The sequence below is a fragment of the Variovorax sp. 22077 genome, assembly GCF_052044195.1.
In the GTDB taxonomy this organism is placed as follows: domain Bacteria; phylum Pseudomonadota; class Gammaproteobacteria; order Burkholderiales; family Burkholderiaceae_C; genus Variovorax; species Variovorax atrisoli.
In genome coordinates this window covers 77,927-96,225 of sequence record NZ_JBQEQC010000002.1, presented here as the reverse complement: position 1 = coordinate 96,225, position 18,299 = coordinate 77,927, and the positions used below count along the sequence as shown (strand labels likewise).

The following is an 18,299-nucleotide window of genomic DNA, read 5'->3' as shown; positions in this document are numbered from 1 at the left end:
GTGGTCGCGCCCGCGGGGGTGCAGGCGCCTACCCCGGCCCCTGAATCTGCTCCCGCTCCAGACGGCCCGAAGCCCGTCAGCGGCCTGAAGCTCGAGCCGACACCGGCGGAAGCACCACCGCTCAAGGCCGGCGAAGCCATCGTCCTGCGGCTCTGGATGGCGCTGGGCGCCGCGCTGCTTCTTGCGTTCGGCGCGACGATGCAATGGCGCCGGGGCAGGGCGGCCGCCTGATTCGCGAGAATGGCGGCTCCCATGCCCTTGCCGAGTTCCGAATACGCCATCGCCTTCGCTGCCGCGCTGTGGATCGCGCTGGCCGTCGATCGCTGGCTGGGCGAGCCGCCCGCGGCGCTGCATCCGGTGGTGTGGATGGGTCGCTATTTGGGCATGGGGTCGCGCATCGCGCCGCGCATGCATCAGGCGAAGGCGGTCGATCTGCCGATGTTCTTCTGCGGCGCGCTGGTGTGGTGCGTGGGGGCGATGTGCGTCTGGGGCATCGCGATGGGCCTGCAGACGCTGGCGATGCTGCATCTGCCGGCCTGGGCGGTGGCGCTGGCGCTGGGCCTGCTGCTCAAGCCGCTCTTCGCCTGGCGCATGCTGCGCGACGAGGTGCTCGCTGTCGAGGCGGCACTGGGCGTTTCGCTCGATGCCGGCCGCCAGCAGCTGGCGCGCCTCGTCAGCCGTGACGTCGAGCGGCTCAGCGAGCGCGAGGTGCGCGAGAGCGCCATCGAATCGCTCGCCGAGAACCTCAACGACTCGCTGGTGGCGCCCGTCTTCTGGTTCGTGCTGCTCGGGCTGCCGGGCGCGGCGCTCTACCGCTTCGCCAACACCGCCGATGCGATGTGGGGCTATCGCGGCGAGCGCAGCGGCCGCGACTGGACCTGGTTCGGCAAATGGGCCGCGCGTGCCGACGACGTGCTCTCTTGGATTCCCGCGCGCATCACCGTGGCGCTGCTCGCGCTGGCGGCATGGCGCTGGCCCGGCGGGCTGGCGTTCGAGGCGCGCCGCACGCCATCGCCCAACAGCGGCTGGCCGATGGCCGCGATGGCGCTGCTCTTGGGCGTGCGGCTGGCGAAGCCCGGCGTGTACGCGCTGAACGCCGAAGGCGCCGCGCCGACGCCGGCCGATACCGGCCGCGCCGCGCAGCTCGGCCAGCGCGGCGTGCTGCTGCTGGCCGGCGCTGTCCTCCTGATCGCGGCCGCGGTGCTGCTCTTCGTGCCATGACCGACGCCGATTCCCTGTTCACCCACGGCGGCCCGGACGCGCTCGGCGCGCCCGCGCACGACTTCTCCACCAACGCGAACGCATGCGGCCCGTGCCCCGAGGCGCTGGAGCGGGTGCGTGCCGCCGACCTGTCCCGCTATCCCGATCCGGCTTACACGGCGCTGCGCGAGCAGCTTGCGGCCATGCATGGCGTGCAGGCTTGGCGCATCGTGCTCGCGGCCGGGGCCAGCGAATTCATCCGGCGCATCACGACCTGGGTGGCGCTCGAAGACCGTGGCGGGCATGGCGAGGTCGTGCTGCCAGCCATGTCTTACGGAGACTACGCCGCAAGTGCCCGGGCGCTCGGGTTGCAGGCGGTGCGTGCGCCGGCTGCGGCGCGACGGCCATTGCTGGCCTGGTGCTGCGAACCCTCCACGCCGCTCGGGCAGGCGCAGCCGGGCATCGGCGAAACCGTCGACGCGCTGCCCGAAGGCGTGCCCTGCGTGCTCGACCGCGCCTACGAGCCTCTGCGGCTGGAAGGCCGCCTCGCGCTCAACCAGCGTCAGCTGGATCGCGTCTGGCAGATGTGGTCGCCCAACAAGGCGCTCGGCATGACCGGCGTGCGCGCGGCCTATGCGATCGCCCCGGTGGATGCGCAGGACGCGGTGCAAGCGCTGGTTCGCCTCGCGGCCTCGTGGCCGGTGGGCGCGGACGGCGTGGCAATGCTCTCGGCCTGGACGCAGCCCGGTGTGCAGCAGTGGCTGCGCGACAGTCTCGCCACCCTGCGCGAATGGAAGAATTCGCAGACGGCCCTGTGCCGGGAGATGGGCTGGCAGGTCTGGCCGAGCGAGGCGAACTTCCACGTCGCCAGGCCGGGTGCAGACGATTTCGCCGGCATGCTCGAGCGCCTGCGCGCGTCGGGCATCAAGCTGCGCGACTGCGCCTCCTTCGGCCTGCCGGGCCATGTGCGCATGGGCGTGCTGCCGCCGGCCAGCCAGCAGGCGCTGAAGCAGGCCTGGACAGGCGCCGCCTGAACACCTGAACGCCCGGACCAGCCAGAAACCCAAGTACGGAAGAAACAGATGCTCTACGCCATCACCACGCTTTTCCTCTGCCAGCTTGCCGGCGAACTGCTCGTGCAGTGGCTGGGGCTGCCCGTTCCCGGTCCGCTGATCGGCATGGTCTTCCTGTTCATCGTCCTGCTGGTGCGCGGCAGCGTGCCGCAGGTGCTGAGCGACACCTCGGGCCATCTGCTGCGCAACCTGATGCTGCTGTTCATTCCGGCCGTCACTGGCGTGATGCTGCATTTCGAGCGGGTGGGGCGCGAGTGGCTGCCGTTCCTCGCGGCCGGCATCGTGGGGGCGGCCTTCACCATGACGGTCACCGCGCTCACCTTCCGCTGGATGATCCGCATCACCGGCAAGGACGCCCGGTAAATGACGGCACCCGCGAAGCTCTTCGAGATCTGGGTGTTCCTGGCCCAGTCGCCGCTGCTGTGGCTGTCGCTCACGCTGCTGGCGTACCTGGGCGCGCTGTGGCTGCACACGCGCAGCGGGCGCAACCCGATGGTCAACCCGGTGCTGATCTCGGTGATCGTCATCGTCACGGTGCTGCTGCTCACGCGCACGCCCTACGACACCTATTTCGAGGGCGCGAAGTTCGTGCACTTCCTGATCGGCCCGGCCACGGTGGCGCTGGCCGTGCCGCTGTACGGGCAGCTCGAGAGGCTGCGCCGGCTGTGGCTGCCGATCGGCGTGGCGCTCATCGTGGGTTCGGTCGCGGCCATCGTCTCGGCCGTGGGCATCGCCTGGGTGCTGGGCGGCTCGCACGAGCTGATGATGTCGCTCGCGCCCAAGTCGGCCACCATGCCCATCGCGATGGGCGTGGCCGAGAAGATCGGCGGGCTGCCTTCGCTGGCGGCGGTGGCCGCGGCCGTGGCGGGCATCTCGGGCGCGATCATGGCCACCGGCCTGCTGAACCTGCTGCGCATCAGGGAGCCGGCGGTGCGCGGCTTCGCGGTCGGCATGGCGGCGCACGGTATCGGCACGGCGCGCGCCATCCAGGTGAACGAGACGGCGGGCGCGTTCTCGGCGCTGGCGATGGGGCTCAACGGCATCGCGACCGCGCTGATGGTGCCGCTGATCGTCAAGCTGATGGGGGCGTAGCGAACGCATGGGCAAGACAGCCGTCGAGCCGCGTCCGATGGAGCTGGTGTGGCCCTCCCGGGCCCGCCTGCCCGGCTACGTCGCGGCGCTCAACCGCGGCTGGTCGCGCGACGAGACGCGGCCGGAGTCGGGCGCCGAGGAGCGCGCCGCCATCGAGGCCGATGCGGACCGCTTCCTCGCGAGCCTGGTGGACCGCGAGGCGAAGGGCGGACGCATCGTCTTGCCCGACGGCTCCAAGGTGCGGCGGCTGCCGGGCTACAAGTGCTGGATGTGGGACGGCGAGTTCTGCGGCAGCATCGACCTGCGCTGGCAGCCCGGCACCGACGCATTGCCGCTCTACTGCCTGGGTCACATCGGCTACAGCGTGGTGCCCTGGAAGCAGCGCAGGGGCTACGCCACACGCGCGCTCGGCGAGATGCTCAGGCTCGCGGCGCGGGAAGGCCTCCGGCGCGTGGAGATCACGACCAGCCCCGACAACTTCGCCTCGCAAAAGGTGATCGTGGCCAATGGCGGCGAGCTGGTCGAGACCTTCGTCACCCTGCCGAGTCAGGGAAGCGTGGCGAAGCTGCGCTACCGCATCGTGCTTGCCTGAGCCGCCCCTGGCGCAGAATCGCACTCCCGCAAACCGAGCCGGAGAAGAATCACATGGCCCAGTACACAGCGGAAGTCCTCTGGCTGCGCGGCGAGCAGGACTTCCTGTCGAACACCTACAGCCGGCGGCATTCGCTGCGCTTCGACGGCGGCGCCGAAGTGGCTGCGTCTTCCTCGCCGCACGTGGTGCCGCTGCCGATGTCCGACGCATCGGCCGTCGACCCCGAGGAGATGTTCGTGGCCTCGCTGTCGAACTGCCACATGCTGTGGTTCCTCACGATGGCGGTGAAGCGCCGCTTCGTGGTCGACCGCTACTTCGACGCGGCCGTCGGCGTGATGGAGAAGAACGCCGAAGGAAAGATGGCGATGACGGTGGTCACGCTGCGCCCGCAGGTGAGCTTCTCCGGCGAGAACCTGCCCACGCGCGAGCAGGTCGAGCAGATGCACCACCGGGCGCACGAGGAATGCTTCATCGCCAACTCGGTGAAGACCGAGGTGCGCTGCGAGCCGGTGTTCTGACCCGGCCGCGCGGGGTCAGCCGACCAGCGAGCGGCTCTTCATCTCGAGCCGGGTGACGAGGCGCTGCAGCGCGCTTTCCGCGCCTGGTGGCAGCGCCAGGAAACGGAAGCCCAGCTGGTAGCGCGGCGTGCCGTTGGGCTGCAGGCCGGGGCGCAGCGACACCAGTTCCAGGTCGAGCGTGAGGCGCCCCAGCGCGCCCAGCGACAGTTCGCAGTCCCTCAGGAAGGTGCCTACCGGCAGCGCGGCTGCGCGTTCGTCGCGGGTGCGAAGGCCGACGCCGCCCAGCGACAGGTCCTGTACCTCGAAGGAGAACGCCTCGCCCTGGGGCAGGGTGCCGGAGCAGGTGTACGAATCGGCGATCGGCGCATCCACGCGGAAGTACTCGCGCCGCTGCAGGTAGACCAGCATCTCCGGAAAGTCGGCTTCGAACGCCGGCAGGCCCTCGTAGCGGGTCTCGCGCGGCGAGGCGATGGAGAACTCGATGCGCACGCCGTCCTGCTGGGCTTCGAAGTGGCAGCGCGGCGCCGCCAGCAGGCTCTGGTTCTGCTCGGGCGAGGCGCCCCAGTCGAAGGTGAAGACGCGGGCGCGGGTGTCCACGTCGAGCAGCTGCGTCACCAGGTGGCCGCCCGCGTACTGCACCGTGAGGTTGTCGCGGCGGCTTGCGAGGTTGCGCAGGTGCACGCCGATCTCCACCGGCGTGCGGCGGGCGAATCCGCTGGTGTGCTCGGCTGCATTCGACTGTTCTGTATCCATGAGCTTGTGGTGTGTGTTGTCCGGCGCGCGCATTGCACCGCCGCTCCCGGGGCCTGCCTGCGGACGCCACTGATCGGGCCGCGGTACGCATGCGGGCGGAATCGGGACGGCTTTTCGGCATCCGGCCGAACTGGTTAACGGCATTTGCCGCCGGGAATTTAGGGCGGCACGGCGAATTGTCGGCCGCAGCCGCCGCGGCCCCGTGGTCAGCGGCGCTGCAGCCTCGGGTTCTTCGCAAAAAGCTCGGCGGCCCAGTCCACGAAGGCGCGCACCTTGGCGCTCAGGTGGCGGTTGGGCGGGTACACCACGTGGATCGGCAGCGGGTCGCGGTGCCAGTCGGGCAGGATCTGCACCAGCTCGCCGCTCTCGAGCAGCGGCTCGGCCATGAAGGTGATGCACTGCGAGATGCCGAAGCCGCCCAGCACCGCGGTGATGTGCGCGTTGCTCTCGTTCACGGACACCCGATAGGGGCCGTTGAGCTCGATCACCTCGTCGCCCTTCTTGAACTCGTGCGGGTACACGCGCCGCGTGGTGCCCGAGAAGTAGCTGACCACGTGGTGGCGCTTCTCGATGTCGTTCGGGTGCTGCGGAATGCCGTAGCGCTTCACGTAGGCCGGCGAGGCCACGGTGACGAAGTCGAGCGTGCCGATGCGCCGAGCCACCAGCGACTGGTCGCTGAGCTCGCCCGCGCGGATCACGCAGTCGACGTTGTCGCTGATGAGGTCGACCGTGCGGTCGCTCACGCCCAGGTCGACCTGGATGTCGGGGTAGCGGTCGCAGAAGGTGGCCAGCGCGGGCAGGATGAGCAGCCTGGCCACCGATGTGCCGACGTCGATGCGCAGCCGCCCCGTGGGGTTGGCCTGCGCGTTCGTCATGCTGGCTTCCATGTCGTCGAAGTCGTTGAGCAGGCGTGCCGCCCGCTCGAAGTAGGCCGCGCCGTCGGGCGTGACCGTGACGCGGCGCGTGGTGCGGTTGAGCAGCTTCACGCGCAGGCGCGATTCGAGCGCCTGAATCTGCTTGGTGACCGTGCCCTTGGGGAGGGCCAGCGAGTCCGCTGCCCGGGTGAAGGTGCCGGCTTCCACGACGCGGACGAAGATCCGCATGGCCTGGATTTGATCCATCGAATGCCTGTTCTGGGTACCCGGCCCACACCGGGGGAGGCGGATTCTCACACAAGGAGACAATTCCCTCCGGTGGCACCGCCTGTTGCCTTGAGCTGTGCTGATTGTTGTCCGTTTGGAAACAGAGTGGGGTCGGCCGGCCTGTTTATGTACAGATCGGCCGACTTATATTTCAACCATCGCCCAAATCCCCGAGGTCGCCCATGTCACCCGTTCCATCGTCCCGTTCTGCCGAAGCCGTCGCCCGCGCTGCGGCGCAAGGCGTGGAAGCCGATCTGTCGATCGAGCTGCCCGGCCGCGAACCGGTCGGTGCCCGCGTGTACGGCCAGCGCGCCAAGGGCGAGGTGGCACCGCTGGTGCTGCATTTCCACGGTGGCACCTTCGTCTGCGGCGGCCTGGACAACGGCCGCAACGTGGCAAGGCTGCTGGCCGGCGCGGGCGCGGTGGTGGTCTCGCTGGCCTATCCGCTGGCGCCCCAGTCGCCGTTCCCGGAACCCATCGAAGTGGGCTATGCGGCCCTCGAATGGCTCTACAAGCAGCGCACCAAGCTCGGCGGCAAGGGCTCCCAGGTCTACCTGGCCGGCGAGGAGGCCGGCGGCAACCTGGCGGCAGCCGTGGCGCTGATCGCCCGTGACCGGGCCCATCCGCCGATCGCAGGCCAGATACTGCTGTCGCCCATGCTCGACCCCTGCGCCGGCACCGCGTCGCTGCGCAACGCCACCAGCGATGCGACCGAGTGCCGCTGGGCCAGCGGATGGGAGAAATACCTGAGCTGCCCCTCGAACGCCATGCACCCCTATGCGGTGCCCAGCGGCTCGCTGCGGCTGTCGGCGCTGGCACCGGCGCTGGTGCTGGTCGGCGCCGACGACGCGATGCACGACGAGGCGATGACCTTCGCCAACCGCCTGCGCGCGGCCGGCATCGAGGTCACGAGCAGCGTGCTGCCCAGCGCCTCCAACTGGCCGAAGGCGCTGTACGACACCGAGAACACGGGCTGCGTGGCCTGTGAAGCGGCGGTGCAGCAGCACTTCCGCGAGTTCTTCAGCGCGACCACACCGCCGCCCGCGACGGCCGACCACCCCAGCTAGTTCCCGCCGGTCACCGGCTGCCTGATCGACACGCTGCCAGCGCGGCCGCGTGCCGGGGCCCCTTTTTTCCTGAAATCCCGCCTCCTGGTGCCAAAAGCGCCGGGGTGGCTTGTTGCATCCCAAAAGTCATCGAGAAGGACTGAACATCATGTCGAACAACGAGAAAAAGCTGTCTTCCGCCGCCCGCAAGGGCCTCTGGCCCGCCCTGACCGGCCTCACCGCGCTGCTGGCCGTGGCCGCGGCGGTGGTGGGCATGTACAGCTTCAAGGCCGAAGCCAACAACGCTCCGGCGGCGCCCCAGGCCACGCCGGTGTCGGTCGCCACGGTGGCGGCGAGCGAGATCAACGCCTGGGACGAGTTCTCGGGCCGGCTCGAAGCCGTGCAACGCGTCGACGTGCGTTCCCGCGTGGCGGGCGCCGTGCAGGCGGTGCACTTCCGCGAAGGCGCGCTGGTGAAGCAGGGCGACCTGCTGGTCACCATCGACCCCGCGCCGTACGCGGCCGAGGTCGAGCGCGCCGAGGCGCAGGTGGCTTCTGCCCAGGCCCGCCAGTCCTTCAGCCGCAGCGAGCAGGAGCGCGCCAAGCGCCTGTGGGATGACAAGGCCATCGCCCAGCGCGAGTACGACGAGCGCGTGAATGCCGGCCGTGAAGCCGAAGCCAACCTGCGCGCGGCCCAGGCCTCGCTGCAGTCGGCGCGCCTGAACCTGGGCTACACCCAGGTGCGCGCACCGGTGTCGGGCCGCATCGGCCGTATCGAGGTGACGGTGGGCAACCTGGTGGCGGCCGGTCCGGGCGCCCCGGTGCTGACCACGCTGGTGTCGGTGAGTCCGATCTACGCGAGCTTCGATGCCGACGAGCAGGTCATCACCCGCGCGCTGAAGGAACTGCCCAGCGGCTCCAGCGCGCGCGGCCAGATCGAGAGCATCCCCGTGCAGATGGGCACCGCCGGCATGGACGGCACGCCCTTCACCGGCAAGCTGCAGCTGATCGACAACCAGGTCGACGCCCGCAGCGGCACCGTGCGCGTGCGCGCCTCGTTCGACAACAAGGACGGCGCCCTGATCCCCGGCCAGTTCGCCCGCATCCGCATGGGCCAGGCCCGCAACGACACCGCGCTGCTGGTGAGCGAACGTGCCATCGGCACCGACCAGAACAAGAAGTTCGTGATGGTCGTGGGCGAGGACAGCAAGGCTGTCTACCGCGAAGTGACGCTGGGCGCCTCGATCAACGGCCTGCGTGTCGTAAGCAAGGGCCTGAAGGCGGGTGACCGCGTGATCGTCAACGGCCTGCAGCACATCCGCCCGGGTGCGCTGGTGGCGCCGCAGCAAGTGACGATGGACGCCAAGGCGGACCCCAAGCAACAACAACCGGAACGCGTGGCAGAGGCCGCGAAGTCCTGATTTCGGAGGAGGGCGCATCCGCGCCCGCCGGAGAACCAACATGAATCTCTCAAAATTCTTCATCGACCGGCCGATCTTTGCCGGCGTGCTGTCGCTCTTGATGCTGATAGCGGGCCTGATCGCGTTGCGCGGTCTGCCGATCTCGGAGTACCCGGAAGTCGCGCCGCCTTCGGTGGTGGTGCGCGCCCAGTACCCCGGTGCCAATCCGAAGGTGATCGCCGAAACGGTGGCCACCCCGCTGGAAGAGCAGATCAACGGCGTCGAAGGCATGCTCTACATGGGCAGCCAGGCGACCACCGACGGCGTGCTCACGCTCACCGTCACCTTCCGCCTGGGCACCGACCCCGACAAGGCGCAGCAACTGGTGCAGAACCGCGTCTCGCAAGCCGAGCCGCGCCTGCCCGAGGAAGTGCGCCGGCTCGGCATCACGACCGTCAAGAGCGCGCCCGACCTGACGATGGTGGTCCACCTCGTCTCGCCGAACAACCGTTACGACATCAACTACCTGCGCAACTACGCGGTGCTGAACGTGAAGGACCCGCTGGCGCGCATCGAAGGCGTGGGCCAGGTCCAGATCTTCGGCGGCGGCGATTACTCCATGCGCGTGTGGCTCGACCCGCAGAAGGTCGCGCAGCGCGGCCTGTCGGCTTCCGACGTGGTCGCTGCCATCCGCGGCCAGAACGTGCAGGCCGCGGCCGGCGTGGTCGGCGCTTCGCCGGGCCTGTCGGGCGTGGACATGCAGCTGTCGATCAATGCGCAGGGCCGCCTGCAGAGCGAGGAAGAGTTCGGCGACATCATCGTCAAGAGCGGCACCGACGGCGCCGTCACGCGTCTTCGCGACATCGGCCGCCTGGAGATGGGCGCCGCCGACTACTCGCTGCGCTCGCTGCTGAACAACGACCCGGCCGTCGGCATGGGCGTGTTCCAGGCGCCCGGCTCCAACGCGCTCGACATCTCGGCCAACGTTCGCAAGACGATGGCTGAGCTCAACAAGAACATGCCCGAGGGCTTGGAATACCGCATCGCCTACGACCCGACGCAGTTCGTGCGTGCGTCCATCGAGTCGGTGATCCACACGCTGCTCGAAGCCATCATGCTGGTGGTGCTGGTCGTGATCCTGTTCCTGCAGACCTGGCGCGCTTCCATCATCCCGCTGCTGGCCGTGCCGGTGTCGGTGATCGGTACCTTCGCGGTGCTGCACGTGCTCGGTTTCTCGATCAACGCGCTGAGCCTGTTCGGGCTGGTGCTGGCCATCGGCATCGTGGTGGACGACGCGATCGTGGTGGTGGAGAACGTGGAGCGCAACATCGAGGCGGGACTCACGCCGCGTGAGGCGACCTACCGCGCGATGCGCGAGGTGTCGGGCCCGATCATCGCCATCGCGCTGGTGCTGGTGGCCGTGTTCGTCCCGCTGGCCTTCATCAGCGGCCTGACGGGCCAGTTCTATCGCCAGTTCGCGGTGACCATCGCGATCTCGACGGTGATCTCGGCCATCAACTCGCTGACGCTGTCGCCTGCGCTCGCCGCCTTGCTGCTGCGCGGCCACGATGCGCCCAAGGACGCGCTGACGCGCGGCATGGACCGCGTCTTCGGCTGGCTGTTCCGCGGCTTCAACCGCTTCTTCCACCGCGGCTCCGAGGCCTACAGCGGCGGCGTCAAGCGCGTGATCTCGCGCAAGACCCTGATGCTGGCCATCTACCTCGCGCTGATCGGCGTGACCTTCGGCCTGTTCAAGGCGGTGCCCAGCGGCTTCGTGCCGGCGCAGGACAAGCAGTACCTGATCGGCTTCGCCCAGCTGCCCGACGGCGCGACGCTGGACCGCACCGACGAGGTGATCCAGCGCATGGGCGACATCATGAAGAAGAACCCGAACGTGGAAGACGCCATCGCCTTCCCGGGCCTGTCGATCAACGGCTTCACCAACAGCTCCAACTCGGGCATCGTGTTCGCGACGCTCAAGCCCTTCGACCAGCGCAAGCGCGCCGACCAGAGCGGCGGTGCGGTGGCCGGGCAGCTGAACCAGGCCTTCGCGGGCATCCAGGACGCCTTCATCGTGATGTTCCCGCCGCCGCCGGTGGCGGGCCTGGGCACCACGGGCGGCTTCAAGCTTCAGCTGGAAGACCGCGGCTCGGTGGGCTACGACCAGATGGACGCGGCGGTGAAGGCCTTCATGGCCAAGGCCTACCAGGCGCCCGAGCTGGCCGGCATGTTCACCAGCTGGCAGGTCAACGTGCCGCAGCTGTACGCCGACATCGACCGCACCAAGGCCCGCCAGCTCGGCGTGCCGGTGACGGACATCTTCGACACCATGCAGATCTACCTCGGCAGCCTGTATGCGAACGACTTCAACAAGTTCGGCCGTACGTACTCCGTGCGCGTCCAGGCCGATGCGCCTTACCGCGCCCGTGCCGAGGACGTCGGCCTCCTGAAGGTGCGCTCGACCTCGGGCGAGATGGTGCCGCTGTCGGCGCTGATGAAGGTGAACTCGACCTTCGGGCCCGAACGCGCCATGCGCTACAACGGCTACCTCGCCGCCGACATCAACGGCGGCCCGGCGCCGGGCTATTCCTCGGGCCAGGCGCAGGACGCGATCGTCAAGATCGCGGCCGAGACGCTGCCCAAGGGCGTGACCTTCGAGTGGACCGAGCTGACCTACCAGGAGATCCTGGCCGGCAACTCAGCCTTCCTGGTGTTCCCGCTGGCCATCCTGCTGGTGTTCCTGGTGCTGGCTGCCCAGTACGAGAGCCTGACGCTGCCGATCGCGATCATCCTGATCGTGCCCATGGGCATCCTGGCCGCGATGACCGGCGTGTGGATCTCGGGGGGCGACAACAACGTCTTCACGCAGATCGGGCTGATCGTGCTTGTCGGGTTGAGTGCGAAGAACGCGATCCTGATCGTGGAGTTCGCACGGGAGCTCGAGTTCGCCGGCCGCACGCCCGTGCAGGCCGCGATCGAAGCCAGCCGCCTGCGCCTGCGCCCGATCCTGATGACCTCGCTGGCCTTCGTGATGGGCGTGCTGCCCCTCGTGCTGTCCACCGGCGCGGGCTCGGAGATGCGCAAGGCGATGGGCGTGGCGGTGTTCGCCGGGATGATCGGCGTGACGGCCTTCGGCCTGTTTCTGACGCCGGTGTTCTACGTGCTGATGCGCCGCCTCGCGGGCAACCGCCAGCTCAAGCTGCACGGCCAGGTGCCGCATGGCGAGGACTTCGTGTCGGCCGGCCATCCCGCTGCGCCTGCATCGCACGGTGGCTCGGGCGGCGGCGGACTGAATCCGGTGCCTGCGTCGCCGCGTCCCTCGCACGGTTCGCATGACTGATGTATCGAGAAGAAGAAAGCTGATCATGAAACTCTCAGTACAACCCTTGGTGAAGCCCGTCCACATGCTTCGCACGGCCCTGGTGCCGCTGATGGCCGCCCTGGTGCTGGCCGGCTGTGCCACCGTGCCCTCGGGCCTGCCCGAGATCACGACCACCGCCCAGTTCAAGGAGCAGGGCAAGGAGCAGCAGCAGGGCGTCACGCCGCCCGCCGGCTTCACGCGTGCAGTGCCTGCAGAGGCGCAGCCGCGCGGCGCCTGGTGGCTGGCGTTCAACGACCCGGTGCTCAATTCGCTGGTCGAGAAGGCCGACGTCAACAACGGCAACATCCAGGCCGCCGCCGCGCGGCTGGCCGAGGCCCGCGCGCTGGCGCGCAGCGCCAATGCCGACCGCCTGCCGCAGATCGGCCTGGGCGCCGGCGCCAACCGCGGTGCAGGCCTGGACAAGGCCACCGCCAGCACGCGGCCGGCCACGATGACCAACATCGGCGCCACCTTCTCTTATGAGGTCGACCTGTTCGGCCGCCTCTCGGGCGCGAGCAAGGCGGCGAACCTGGACGCGGCCGGCCGCGAGGCGCTGCTGCAGAGCACGCGCCTGGCGGTGCAGGCCGAAACGGCGCAGACCTACCTGCAATTGCGCGCGCTCGACGCCGAGCGCGTGCTGGTGCGCGAGCAGGTCGAGGCCTACCGTGACACGCTGCGCCTGTCGCAGCGCCGCGAGCAGGCCGGCGACATTGCCGAGCTCGACGTGGCGCGCGTGCAGACCGAGGTGTCGTCCACCGAATCGGACGCGCTCGCGCTCGACCGCCAGCGCGCCCAGGTGGAGCATGCGCTCGCGGTGCTGGTGGGCGATTCGGCCTCCAGCTTCGGCCTGAGCAGCGCCGAGTGGTCAACCACGCTGCCGAGCATTCCGCCGGGCGTGCCGGCCACGGTGCTCACGCGTCGCCCCGACGTGTCGGCCGCGCAGAGCGCCGTGCTGGCCGCGCAGGCCCGCGTCGGCGTGGCGCAGGCCGCGTGGTTCCCCGACATCTCGCTGACCGGCGCCGCCGGCTATGCCTCGCCCGAGATCGGCGACCTCTTCAAGTGGTCGGCCCGCTCGTGGGGCGTGGGCGCGCTGCTGTCGCTGCCGATCTTCGACGGCGGCCGGCGCGAGGCCGGCGTGCAGGGCGCCAACGCCCAGCTCGACGGCGCGCTCGCGAGCTACCGCACGCAGGTGCTGGTGGCCTTCCAGGAGGTGGAAGACCAGTTGGCCGCCATCCGCACGCTGCAGGAGCAGTCGGTGGTGCAGGCGCAGGCCGTCACCTCGGCGGCGCGCGCCACCAGCCTGTCGGACACGCGCTACCGCAACGGCTACATCAGCCAGCTCGACCTGCTCGACGCCCGCCGCAGCGAGCTGCGCAACCGTCGCCAGGCGCTGCAGGTGAAGTCGGCCCAGTACCAGGCGGCCGTGGGGCTGGTCCGCGCCATCGGCGGCGGCTGGGACGCGTCGGCGCCGGTGGCTTCGGCGGACGGCGCCCGCACCGCCGTGGCTGCCGCCAGGTAGGTAGGGCCGGCGCGGCTGAGTAGCCGGGCGCAGGGGACGCGAAGGATTCGAGAAGGGCGCGGAAGACGTCCAGCTTCTTGTGTTTGTCTTTCGCGGCCGGAAGTCCGCCTTTTTCGAATTGACAGCCTGAACGCCGCAAGGCGGTCTTGCGCCGTCGCAGGTTCAGTCGGTTTCGCCGGCTGTGTCTGCGGCGGCGCATATTTTTTTGAGTTCCAGCACGCCCATGGCCATGGCGTTGGAATAACTGGTCTGCGCCTGGGGCGCCCGCCGGTAGACCCGGTAGTCCAGGGTTTCGGAGGCTTCGTCGGCGTGGTGGGCCTCGAGCAGGGTCCAGTAGAACTGGCCCGGCTCGGGTTCCTCGACGGTCAGCGCCAAATCGTTCAAGGCTGGCATGGGTCCCTGGGGTGCGTTGTTGTGACAGTGTGCGACGCCAGGGGGTACGCGGGAAAGCGCCGAACGGATTCACCAGTCGCATTTGCAGTGCCCGGGCGTGAAAGATGTCGCATTCCGGACGCTCAGCCGTGGCGCTCAACGACAATCCCCGGATGAGTTCAAAGGCAAGGGCAATCGGCAAACCGGCGCGCTGCGTCATGGTCCTGGGCACCACCAGCGGCGCCGGCAAGAGCTGGCTAGCCACCGCACTGTGCCGCTGGTATGCCCGCCGGGGCCTGAAGGTGGCGCCCTTCAAGGCGCAGAACATGAGCAACAACGCCCGCGTGGTCGATGGCGGCGAGATCGGCAGCGCCCAGTACTTCCAGGCCCTGGCCGCGAACACGGTGCCCGAGGTGCGCATGAACCCGCTGCTGCTCAAGCCCGAGCGCGACACCCACAGCCAGGTGGTGCTGATGGGGCAGGTGAGCGAGGCGCTCTCGGCCTTGCCCTGGCGCGGCCGCAGCGAGCGCGTGTGGCCCGAGATTTCGGCCGCGCTCGACGAACTTCGTGCCGAGAACGACGTGGTCGTGATCGAAGGCGCCGGCTCGCCGGCCGAGATCAACCTGATGGCCAGCGACATCGTCAACATGCGCATCGCCCGCCATGCCCAGGCGCGTTGCCTGCTCGCGACCGACATCGACCGGGGCGGCGCCTTCGCCCACCTGTACGGCACCTGGGCGCTGCTGCCGGAGCCCGACCGGGCGCTGCTGCGCGGCTTCGTGCTGAACAAGTTCCGGGGCGACGCCTCGCTGCTCGCGCCGGCCCCGCAGCAGCTGCAGGAGCTGACCGGCGTGCCCACGGTGGCGACGCTGCCCATGTGGTGGCAGCACGGCCTGCCCGAGGAAGACGGCGTGTTCGACGACCGCAGCCGCGCCAGCGGCGCCGTCACGCGCACGGTGGCCGTCGTGGCCTATCCGCGCATCAGCAACCTCGACGAATTCCAGGCGCTCAAGAACGTGCCCGGCGTGCGGCTGATCTGGGCGCGCACGCCCGCCGACGTGGCCGCCGCCGACTGGATCGTGCTGCCCGGCTCCAAGCACACCAGCGGCGACCTGGCCTGGCTGCGCGCGCAGGGGCTGGACCGCGCCGTGGCCGCGCATGCCGAGCGCGGCGGTGCAGTGCTCGGCATCTGCGGCGGCCTGCAGATGCTGGGCGAGGCGCTGGTCGATCCGCACGGCATCGACGGCAATGCGCCGGGGCTCGGCCTGCTGCCGCTGGTGACGGTGTTCGAGCGCGAGAAGACGGTGCGGCATCGCACGGCCGGCTTCGGCGAGCTGACCGGCGCCTGGAGCCCGCTCTCAGGCGTGGCGGTGGGCGGCTACGAGATCCACCACGGCCAGACCGCCGAGCACCCGCAGCTCGCGCACGACGGCAGGGCGGTGATGCCCGACGGGCTGGCCTGGCAGAACGCGCGCGGCAACGTGCTGGGCATCTATCTCCACGGCCTGTTCGAGGACCCGGGTGCGCTGCACGCGCTCTTCGGCGCCTCGGCGCCCACGCTGGAATCCACCTTCGACGGCCTGGCCGATTTCATCGACACCCATTTCGAACCCGGTGTTCTCGCCGGGCTGATTGCATGACCGAACCCATCCCCACGATCCCCGACATTTCCGACGCCGCGCTCGCCGCCCGCCTGCAGGCCGCACTGGACAACAAGACCAAGCCGCTGGGCGCGCTGGGCCGGCTGGAGGCGCTGGCGCTGCGCATCGGCAGCGTCCTGGGCACCGACAGGCCGGTGCTGGAGGCGCCGCAGATGCTGGTCTGCGCCGCCGACCACGGGCTGGCGGCGCGCGGCGTCTCGGCCTACCCGAGCGAGGTGACCTGGCAGATGGTCGAGAACTTCCTGGCCGGCGGTGCCGCCGTGAGCGTGCTCGCGCGGCAGCACGGCCTGGCGCTGACGGTGGTGGACTGCGGCGTGCGACGCGACTTCCAGGCCCGCCCGGGCCTGGTGTCGCGCCGCATCGCGGCCGGCACGGCCGACGCTTGCGCGGGTCCGGCGATGAGCGCCGGGCAATGCGCGCAGGCGATCGCCAACGGCCGCGAGGTGGTGCGTGCGCTGCCCGGCAACGCACTTCTGCTCGGCGAGATGGGCATCGGCAACAGCTCCTCGGCCGCATTGCTGCTCTCGCGCCTGGGCGGGCTCGACATCGACGCCTGCATCGGCATCGGCACGGGCCTCGACGCGGCCGGCCTGGCGCGCAAGCGCGAGGTGCTGCGGCAGGTGCTGGCGCTGCACGCGGGCGCGTCGGCTCCGCTGGAGGCCCTGGCCGCGTTCGGCGGTTTCGAGCTGGCGACGCTGGCCGGCGCGGTGCTGCAGGCGGCCAGCGAGCGGCGGGTGATCGTGGTCGACGGCTACATCGCCAGCGCTGCGGTGCTGGTGGCGCAGTCGCTGCAGCCGCACGTGGTGCAGCGCTGCGTGGCCGCGCACCGCTCGGCCGAGCCTGGGCATGCGCTGCTGCTGGAGCGGCTGGGGCTCGATCCGCTGCTGCAGCTCGACCTGCGCCTGGGCGAGGGCTCGGGCGGCGCGCTGGCCTGGCCGCTGCTCGAATCCGCCTGCCGCATCCTGCGCGAGATGGCGAGCTTCGAATCGGCCGGCGTCTCGCGAAAGGACGCATGAGCGCCGCGCCGGGCCGCCCCAAGCAAGCTCGCGCCGCAGTGCGAAGCACGGAGGTACTCCAATGAGCGCCGCGCCGGGCCGTCCCAAGCAAGCTCGCACCGCAGTGCGAAGCACGGAGGTGCTCCAATGAGCGCCGCGCCGCGCCGCCCCAGGCAAGCTCGCACCGCAGTGCGAAGCACGGAGGTTCCCCGATGAGCGGCATCCGCCATTTCCTGCTCGCGCTGCAGTTCTTCACCCGGATACCGGTGACGGGCGCACTGGCCGAGTGGGTCGGCTTCAGCCCGCAGATGCTGCGCGCGAGCGCGGCGCACCTGCCGGGCATCGGCTGGCTGGCGGGCGGGGTGGCGGCGCTGGTGTTCGCGGGCGTGGCCTGGGGCTTGCCCGGCGTGGCGGGTGCACTGGCCGCCGCGGTGCTCAGCACCGTCGCCACCGTGATGCTGACCGGCGCCTTCCATGAAGACGGGCTGGCCGACGTGGCCGACGGCCTGGGCGGATCGGCTAGCCGCGAGCGGGCGCTGGAGATCATGAAGGACTCGCGCATCGGCGCCTTCGGTGCAGTGGCGCTGGTACTGGCGCTCGGACTCAAGTTCGCGCTGCTCGCCGCGCTGGCGGGGCGGGGTCTGCAGGCGGCGGCGATCGCCATCGTCGGCGCGCATGTGCTGTCGCGGCTGATGCCGCTCTTCCTGATCCGCTGGCTGCCCTACGTGGGCGACAGCGGCGCGAGCAAGGCCAAGCCGCTGGCGGATGCGATCAGCCCGGGGGCGCTGCTCATCGCCATCGTGTGGACGGTGCCCGCCGTGGCGCTGCTGCTGCAGGCACACGACGCGGTTCACGTCGCGGCGGCGGTGCTCGCGGCCATGCTGGCGGCAGGTTGGATGGCCCGGCTCTTCATGCGGCGGCTGCAGGGCTTCACGGGCGACGGGCTGGGCGCGACCCAGCAGGTCTGCGAACTCGCGATCTACCTCGCGCTGGCCTGGAAGGCATGAGCACGCTCTGGCTCCAGCGCCACGCGCCGGTCGTGGCGGAACCCGGCCTCTGCTACGGGGCGACGGACCTCGAAGCGCATGCCGATGCCACGCTGGCCGCCGCCCGCCGCATCGCACCGCTGCTGCCGGCCGACGTGCTGCTGTGCAGCTCTCCGCTCAGGCGCTGCGTCGCGCTGGCCGAGGCCATCGCCGCGCTGCGCCCGGACCTGTCGGTGATGCAGGACGCGCGGCTGGCCGAGATGGATTTCGGCGCCTGGGAAGGCCGGCCGTGGGCCGACATCCCGCGTGAAGACTTCGATGCCTGGACGGCCGATTTCGCCGACCTGCGCGCCGGCACGCACGGCGAGAGCGTGCGCACCTTCATGTCGCGCATTGCCGAGGCGCACGACGAGTGGCTGGCGCAGCCGCGCGACACGCTGTGGGTCACGCATGCCGGGGTGCTGCGCGCCGTGAGCCTGCTGCGGCGCGGCATCCGCTGCCCGGCTGCTGCCGGCGACTGGCCGTCAGGCGAGATACCTTTCGGCGGCTGGCTGGTTTTCGACAATCCGGCCTGACCCGGCCTGACCCGA

Annotated in this window: 17 protein-coding genes and 1 pseudogene; 15 read left to right on the top strand and 3 right to left on the bottom strand. The window is 70.1% G+C overall.

Annotated features, from left to right (window positions below; translation table 11 throughout):
- From ACTJLF_RS02925 to ACTJLF_RS02895, 7 genes and pseudogenes are all read left to right on the top strand, one after another.
- Positions 1-231, top strand: a pseudogene (locus ACTJLF_RS02925) (hypothetical protein); the annotation flags it as partial.
- Positions 232-252: 21 nt separating this feature from the next.
- Positions 253-1,221 carry an adenosylcobinamide-phosphate synthase CbiB gene (gene cbiB / locus ACTJLF_RS02920; RefSeq protein WP_019652378.1) on the top strand — a complete coding sequence of 323 codons (969 nt, stop codon included), beginning with the start codon at positions 253-255 and terminating at the stop codon, positions 1,219-1,221.
- Positions 1,218-2,234, top strand: a complete 1,017-nt coding sequence (locus tag ACTJLF_RS02915; protein WP_440882450.1) for an aminotransferase class I/II-fold pyridoxal phosphate-dependent enzyme — start codon at positions 1,218-1,220, stop codon at positions 2,232-2,234. The genes cbiB and ACTJLF_RS02915 overlap by 4 nt, the downstream gene beginning before the upstream one ends.
- Before the next feature lie 48 nt (positions 2,235-2,282).
- Complete coding sequence (locus ACTJLF_RS02910; RefSeq protein ID WP_440882449.1) at positions 2,283-2,636, top strand: CidA/LrgA family protein; 354 nt, start codon at positions 2,283-2,285, stop codon at positions 2,634-2,636.
- Entirely contained in the window at positions 2,637-3,365 is a 729-nt protein-coding gene (locus tag ACTJLF_RS02905) for an LrgB family protein (protein ID WP_440882448.1), read from the top strand. It abuts the gene before it with no gap.
- Positions 3,366-3,372: 7 nt separating this feature from the next.
- A complete protein-coding gene (locus ACTJLF_RS02900; protein ID WP_440882447.1) occupies positions 3,373-3,957 on the top strand; it encodes a GNAT family N-acetyltransferase in 585 nt (194 codons plus the stop codon).
- Between the two features lie 53 nt (positions 3,958-4,010).
- Positions 4,011-4,475, top strand: a complete 465-nt coding sequence (locus tag ACTJLF_RS02895) for an OsmC family protein (RefSeq protein ID WP_145758578.1) — start codon at positions 4,011-4,013, stop codon at positions 4,473-4,475.
- Positions 4,476-4,490: 15 nt separating this feature from the next.
- Here the strand turns inward: ACTJLF_RS02895 and ACTJLF_RS02890 are convergent, their stop codons facing one another.
- Positions 4,491-5,228 carry a flagellar brake protein gene (locus ACTJLF_RS02890; RefSeq protein WP_240649856.1) on the bottom strand — a complete coding sequence of 246 codons (738 nt, stop codon included), beginning with the start codon at positions 5,226-5,228 and terminating at the stop codon, positions 4,491-4,493.
- Between the two features lie 206 nt (positions 5,229-5,434).
- The gene (locus ACTJLF_RS02885) at positions 5,435-6,349 is read right to left on the bottom strand and encodes a LysR family transcriptional regulator (RefSeq protein WP_019652385.1); all 915 of its coding nucleotides are present in this window, start codon (positions 6,347-6,349) and stop codon (positions 5,435-5,437) included.
- Positions 6,350-6,552: 203 nt separating this feature from the next.
- Here ACTJLF_RS02885 and ACTJLF_RS02880 point away from each other — a divergent pair, with 203 nt between their 5' ends.
- The 4 genes from ACTJLF_RS02880 (at position 6,553) to ACTJLF_RS02865 (ending at position 13,695) form a co-directional block, all read left to right on the top strand.
- Positions 6,553-7,437, top strand: coding sequence for an alpha/beta hydrolase (locus ACTJLF_RS02880; RefSeq protein WP_440882446.1), 885 nt, complete (start codon positions 6,553-6,555; stop codon positions 7,435-7,437).
- Between the two features lie 148 nt (positions 7,438-7,585).
- Entirely contained in the window at positions 7,586-8,836 is a 1,251-nt protein-coding gene (locus ACTJLF_RS02875) for an efflux RND transporter periplasmic adaptor subunit (RefSeq protein ID WP_019652387.1), read from the top strand.
- 40 nt (positions 8,837-8,876) lie between these two features.
- Positions 8,877-12,155, top strand: a complete 3,279-nt coding sequence (locus ACTJLF_RS02870) for an efflux RND transporter permease subunit (RefSeq protein ID WP_019652388.1) — start codon at positions 8,877-8,879, stop codon at positions 12,153-12,155.
- A gap of 25 nt (positions 12,156-12,180) precedes the next feature.
- Positions 12,181-13,695: an efflux transporter outer membrane subunit gene (locus ACTJLF_RS02865; protein ID WP_440882445.1), complete on the top strand. Its 1,515-nt coding sequence runs from the start codon at positions 12,181-12,183 to the stop codon at positions 13,693-13,695.
- A gap of 162 nt (positions 13,696-13,857) precedes the next feature.
- Here ACTJLF_RS02865 and ACTJLF_RS02860 read toward each other — a convergent pair whose 3' ends face one another.
- On the bottom strand, positions 13,858-14,088 hold the full coding sequence (locus ACTJLF_RS02860; RefSeq protein ID WP_440882444.1) for a hypothetical protein: 231 nt from the start codon (positions 14,086-14,088) through the stop codon (positions 13,858-13,860).
- A gap of 152 nt (positions 14,089-14,240) precedes the next feature.
- On the opposite strand from ACTJLF_RS02860, the gene ACTJLF_RS02855 reads away from it, so the two are divergent.
- From ACTJLF_RS02855 to ACTJLF_RS02840, 4 genes are all read left to right on the top strand, one after another.
- Positions 14,241-15,707, top strand: coding sequence for a cobyric acid synthase (locus tag ACTJLF_RS02855; protein ID WP_440882443.1), 1,467 nt, complete (start codon positions 14,241-14,243; stop codon positions 15,705-15,707).
- A complete protein-coding gene (gene cobT / locus ACTJLF_RS02850; RefSeq protein WP_440882442.1) occupies positions 15,704-16,744 on the top strand; it encodes a nicotinate-nucleotide--dimethylbenzimidazole phosphoribosyltransferase in 1,041 nt (346 codons plus the stop codon). Before ACTJLF_RS02855 ends, cobT begins: the two co-directional genes overlap by 4 nt.
- Before the next feature lie 191 nt (positions 16,745-16,935).
- Positions 16,936-17,730 (top strand): adenosylcobinamide-GDP ribazoletransferase, encoded by a 795-nt coding sequence (locus ACTJLF_RS02845; RefSeq protein WP_132798001.1) that lies wholly within the window; start codon positions 16,936-16,938, stop codon positions 17,728-17,730.
- Positions 17,727-18,284: a histidine phosphatase family protein gene (locus tag ACTJLF_RS02840; RefSeq protein WP_440882441.1), complete on the top strand. Its 558-nt coding sequence runs from the start codon at positions 17,727-17,729 to the stop codon at positions 18,282-18,284. Before ACTJLF_RS02845 ends, ACTJLF_RS02840 begins: the two co-directional genes overlap by 4 nt.
- The last annotated feature ends 15 nt before the right edge of the window (positions 18,285-18,299 follow it).

What these genes read in the sequence shown, in the direction of transcription:
- cbiB (WP_019652378.1), top strand. Translation starts at nt 253, where the DNA reads ATGCCCTTGCCGAGTTCCGAATACGCCATCGCCTTCGCTGCCGCGCTG.
- ACTJLF_RS02915 (WP_440882450.1), top strand. Translation starts at nt 1,218, where the DNA reads ATGACCGACGCCGATTCCCTGTTCACCCACGGCGGCCCGGACGCGCTC.
- ACTJLF_RS02910 (WP_440882449.1), top strand. Translation starts at nt 2,283, where the DNA reads ATGCTCTACGCCATCACCACGCTTTTCCTCTGCCAGCTTGCCGGCGAA.
- ACTJLF_RS02905 (WP_440882448.1), top strand. Translation starts at nt 2,637, where the DNA reads ATGACGGCACCCGCGAAGCTCTTCGAGATCTGGGTGTTCCTGGCCCAG.
- ACTJLF_RS02900 (WP_440882447.1), top strand. Translation starts at nt 3,373, where the DNA reads ATGGGCAAGACAGCCGTCGAGCCGCGTCCGATGGAGCTGGTGTGGCCC.
- ACTJLF_RS02895 (WP_145758578.1), top strand. Translation starts at nt 4,011, where the DNA reads ATGGCCCAGTACACAGCGGAAGTCCTCTGGCTGCGCGGCGAGCAGGAC.
- ACTJLF_RS02890 (WP_240649856.1), bottom strand. Translation starts at nt 5,228, where the DNA reads ATGGATACAGAACAGTCGAATGCAGCCGAGCACACCAGCGGATTCGCC.
- ACTJLF_RS02885 (WP_019652385.1), bottom strand. Translation starts at nt 6,349, where the DNA reads ATGGATCAAATCCAGGCCATGCGGATCTTCGTCCGCGTCGTGGAAGCC.
- ACTJLF_RS02880 (WP_440882446.1), top strand. Translation starts at nt 6,553, where the DNA reads ATGTCACCCGTTCCATCGTCCCGTTCTGCCGAAGCCGTCGCCCGCGCT.
- ACTJLF_RS02875 (WP_019652387.1), top strand. Translation starts at nt 7,586, where the DNA reads ATGTCGAACAACGAGAAAAAGCTGTCTTCCGCCGCCCGCAAGGGCCTC.
- ACTJLF_RS02870 (WP_019652388.1), top strand. Translation starts at nt 8,877, where the DNA reads ATGAATCTCTCAAAATTCTTCATCGACCGGCCGATCTTTGCCGGCGTG.
- ACTJLF_RS02865 (WP_440882445.1), top strand. Translation starts at nt 12,181, where the DNA reads ATGAAACTCTCAGTACAACCCTTGGTGAAGCCCGTCCACATGCTTCGC.
- ACTJLF_RS02860 (WP_440882444.1), bottom strand. Translation starts at nt 14,088, where the DNA reads ATGCCAGCCTTGAACGATTTGGCGCTGACCGTCGAGGAACCCGAGCCG.
- ACTJLF_RS02855 (WP_440882443.1), top strand. Translation starts at nt 14,241, where the DNA reads ATGAGTTCAAAGGCAAGGGCAATCGGCAAACCGGCGCGCTGCGTCATG.
- cobT (WP_440882442.1), top strand. Translation starts at nt 15,704, where the DNA reads ATGACCGAACCCATCCCCACGATCCCCGACATTTCCGACGCCGCGCTC.
- ACTJLF_RS02845 (WP_132798001.1), top strand. Translation starts at nt 16,936, where the DNA reads ATGAGCGGCATCCGCCATTTCCTGCTCGCGCTGCAGTTCTTCACCCGG.
- ACTJLF_RS02840 (WP_440882441.1), top strand. Translation starts at nt 17,727, where the DNA reads ATGAGCACGCTCTGGCTCCAGCGCCACGCGCCGGTCGTGGCGGAACCC.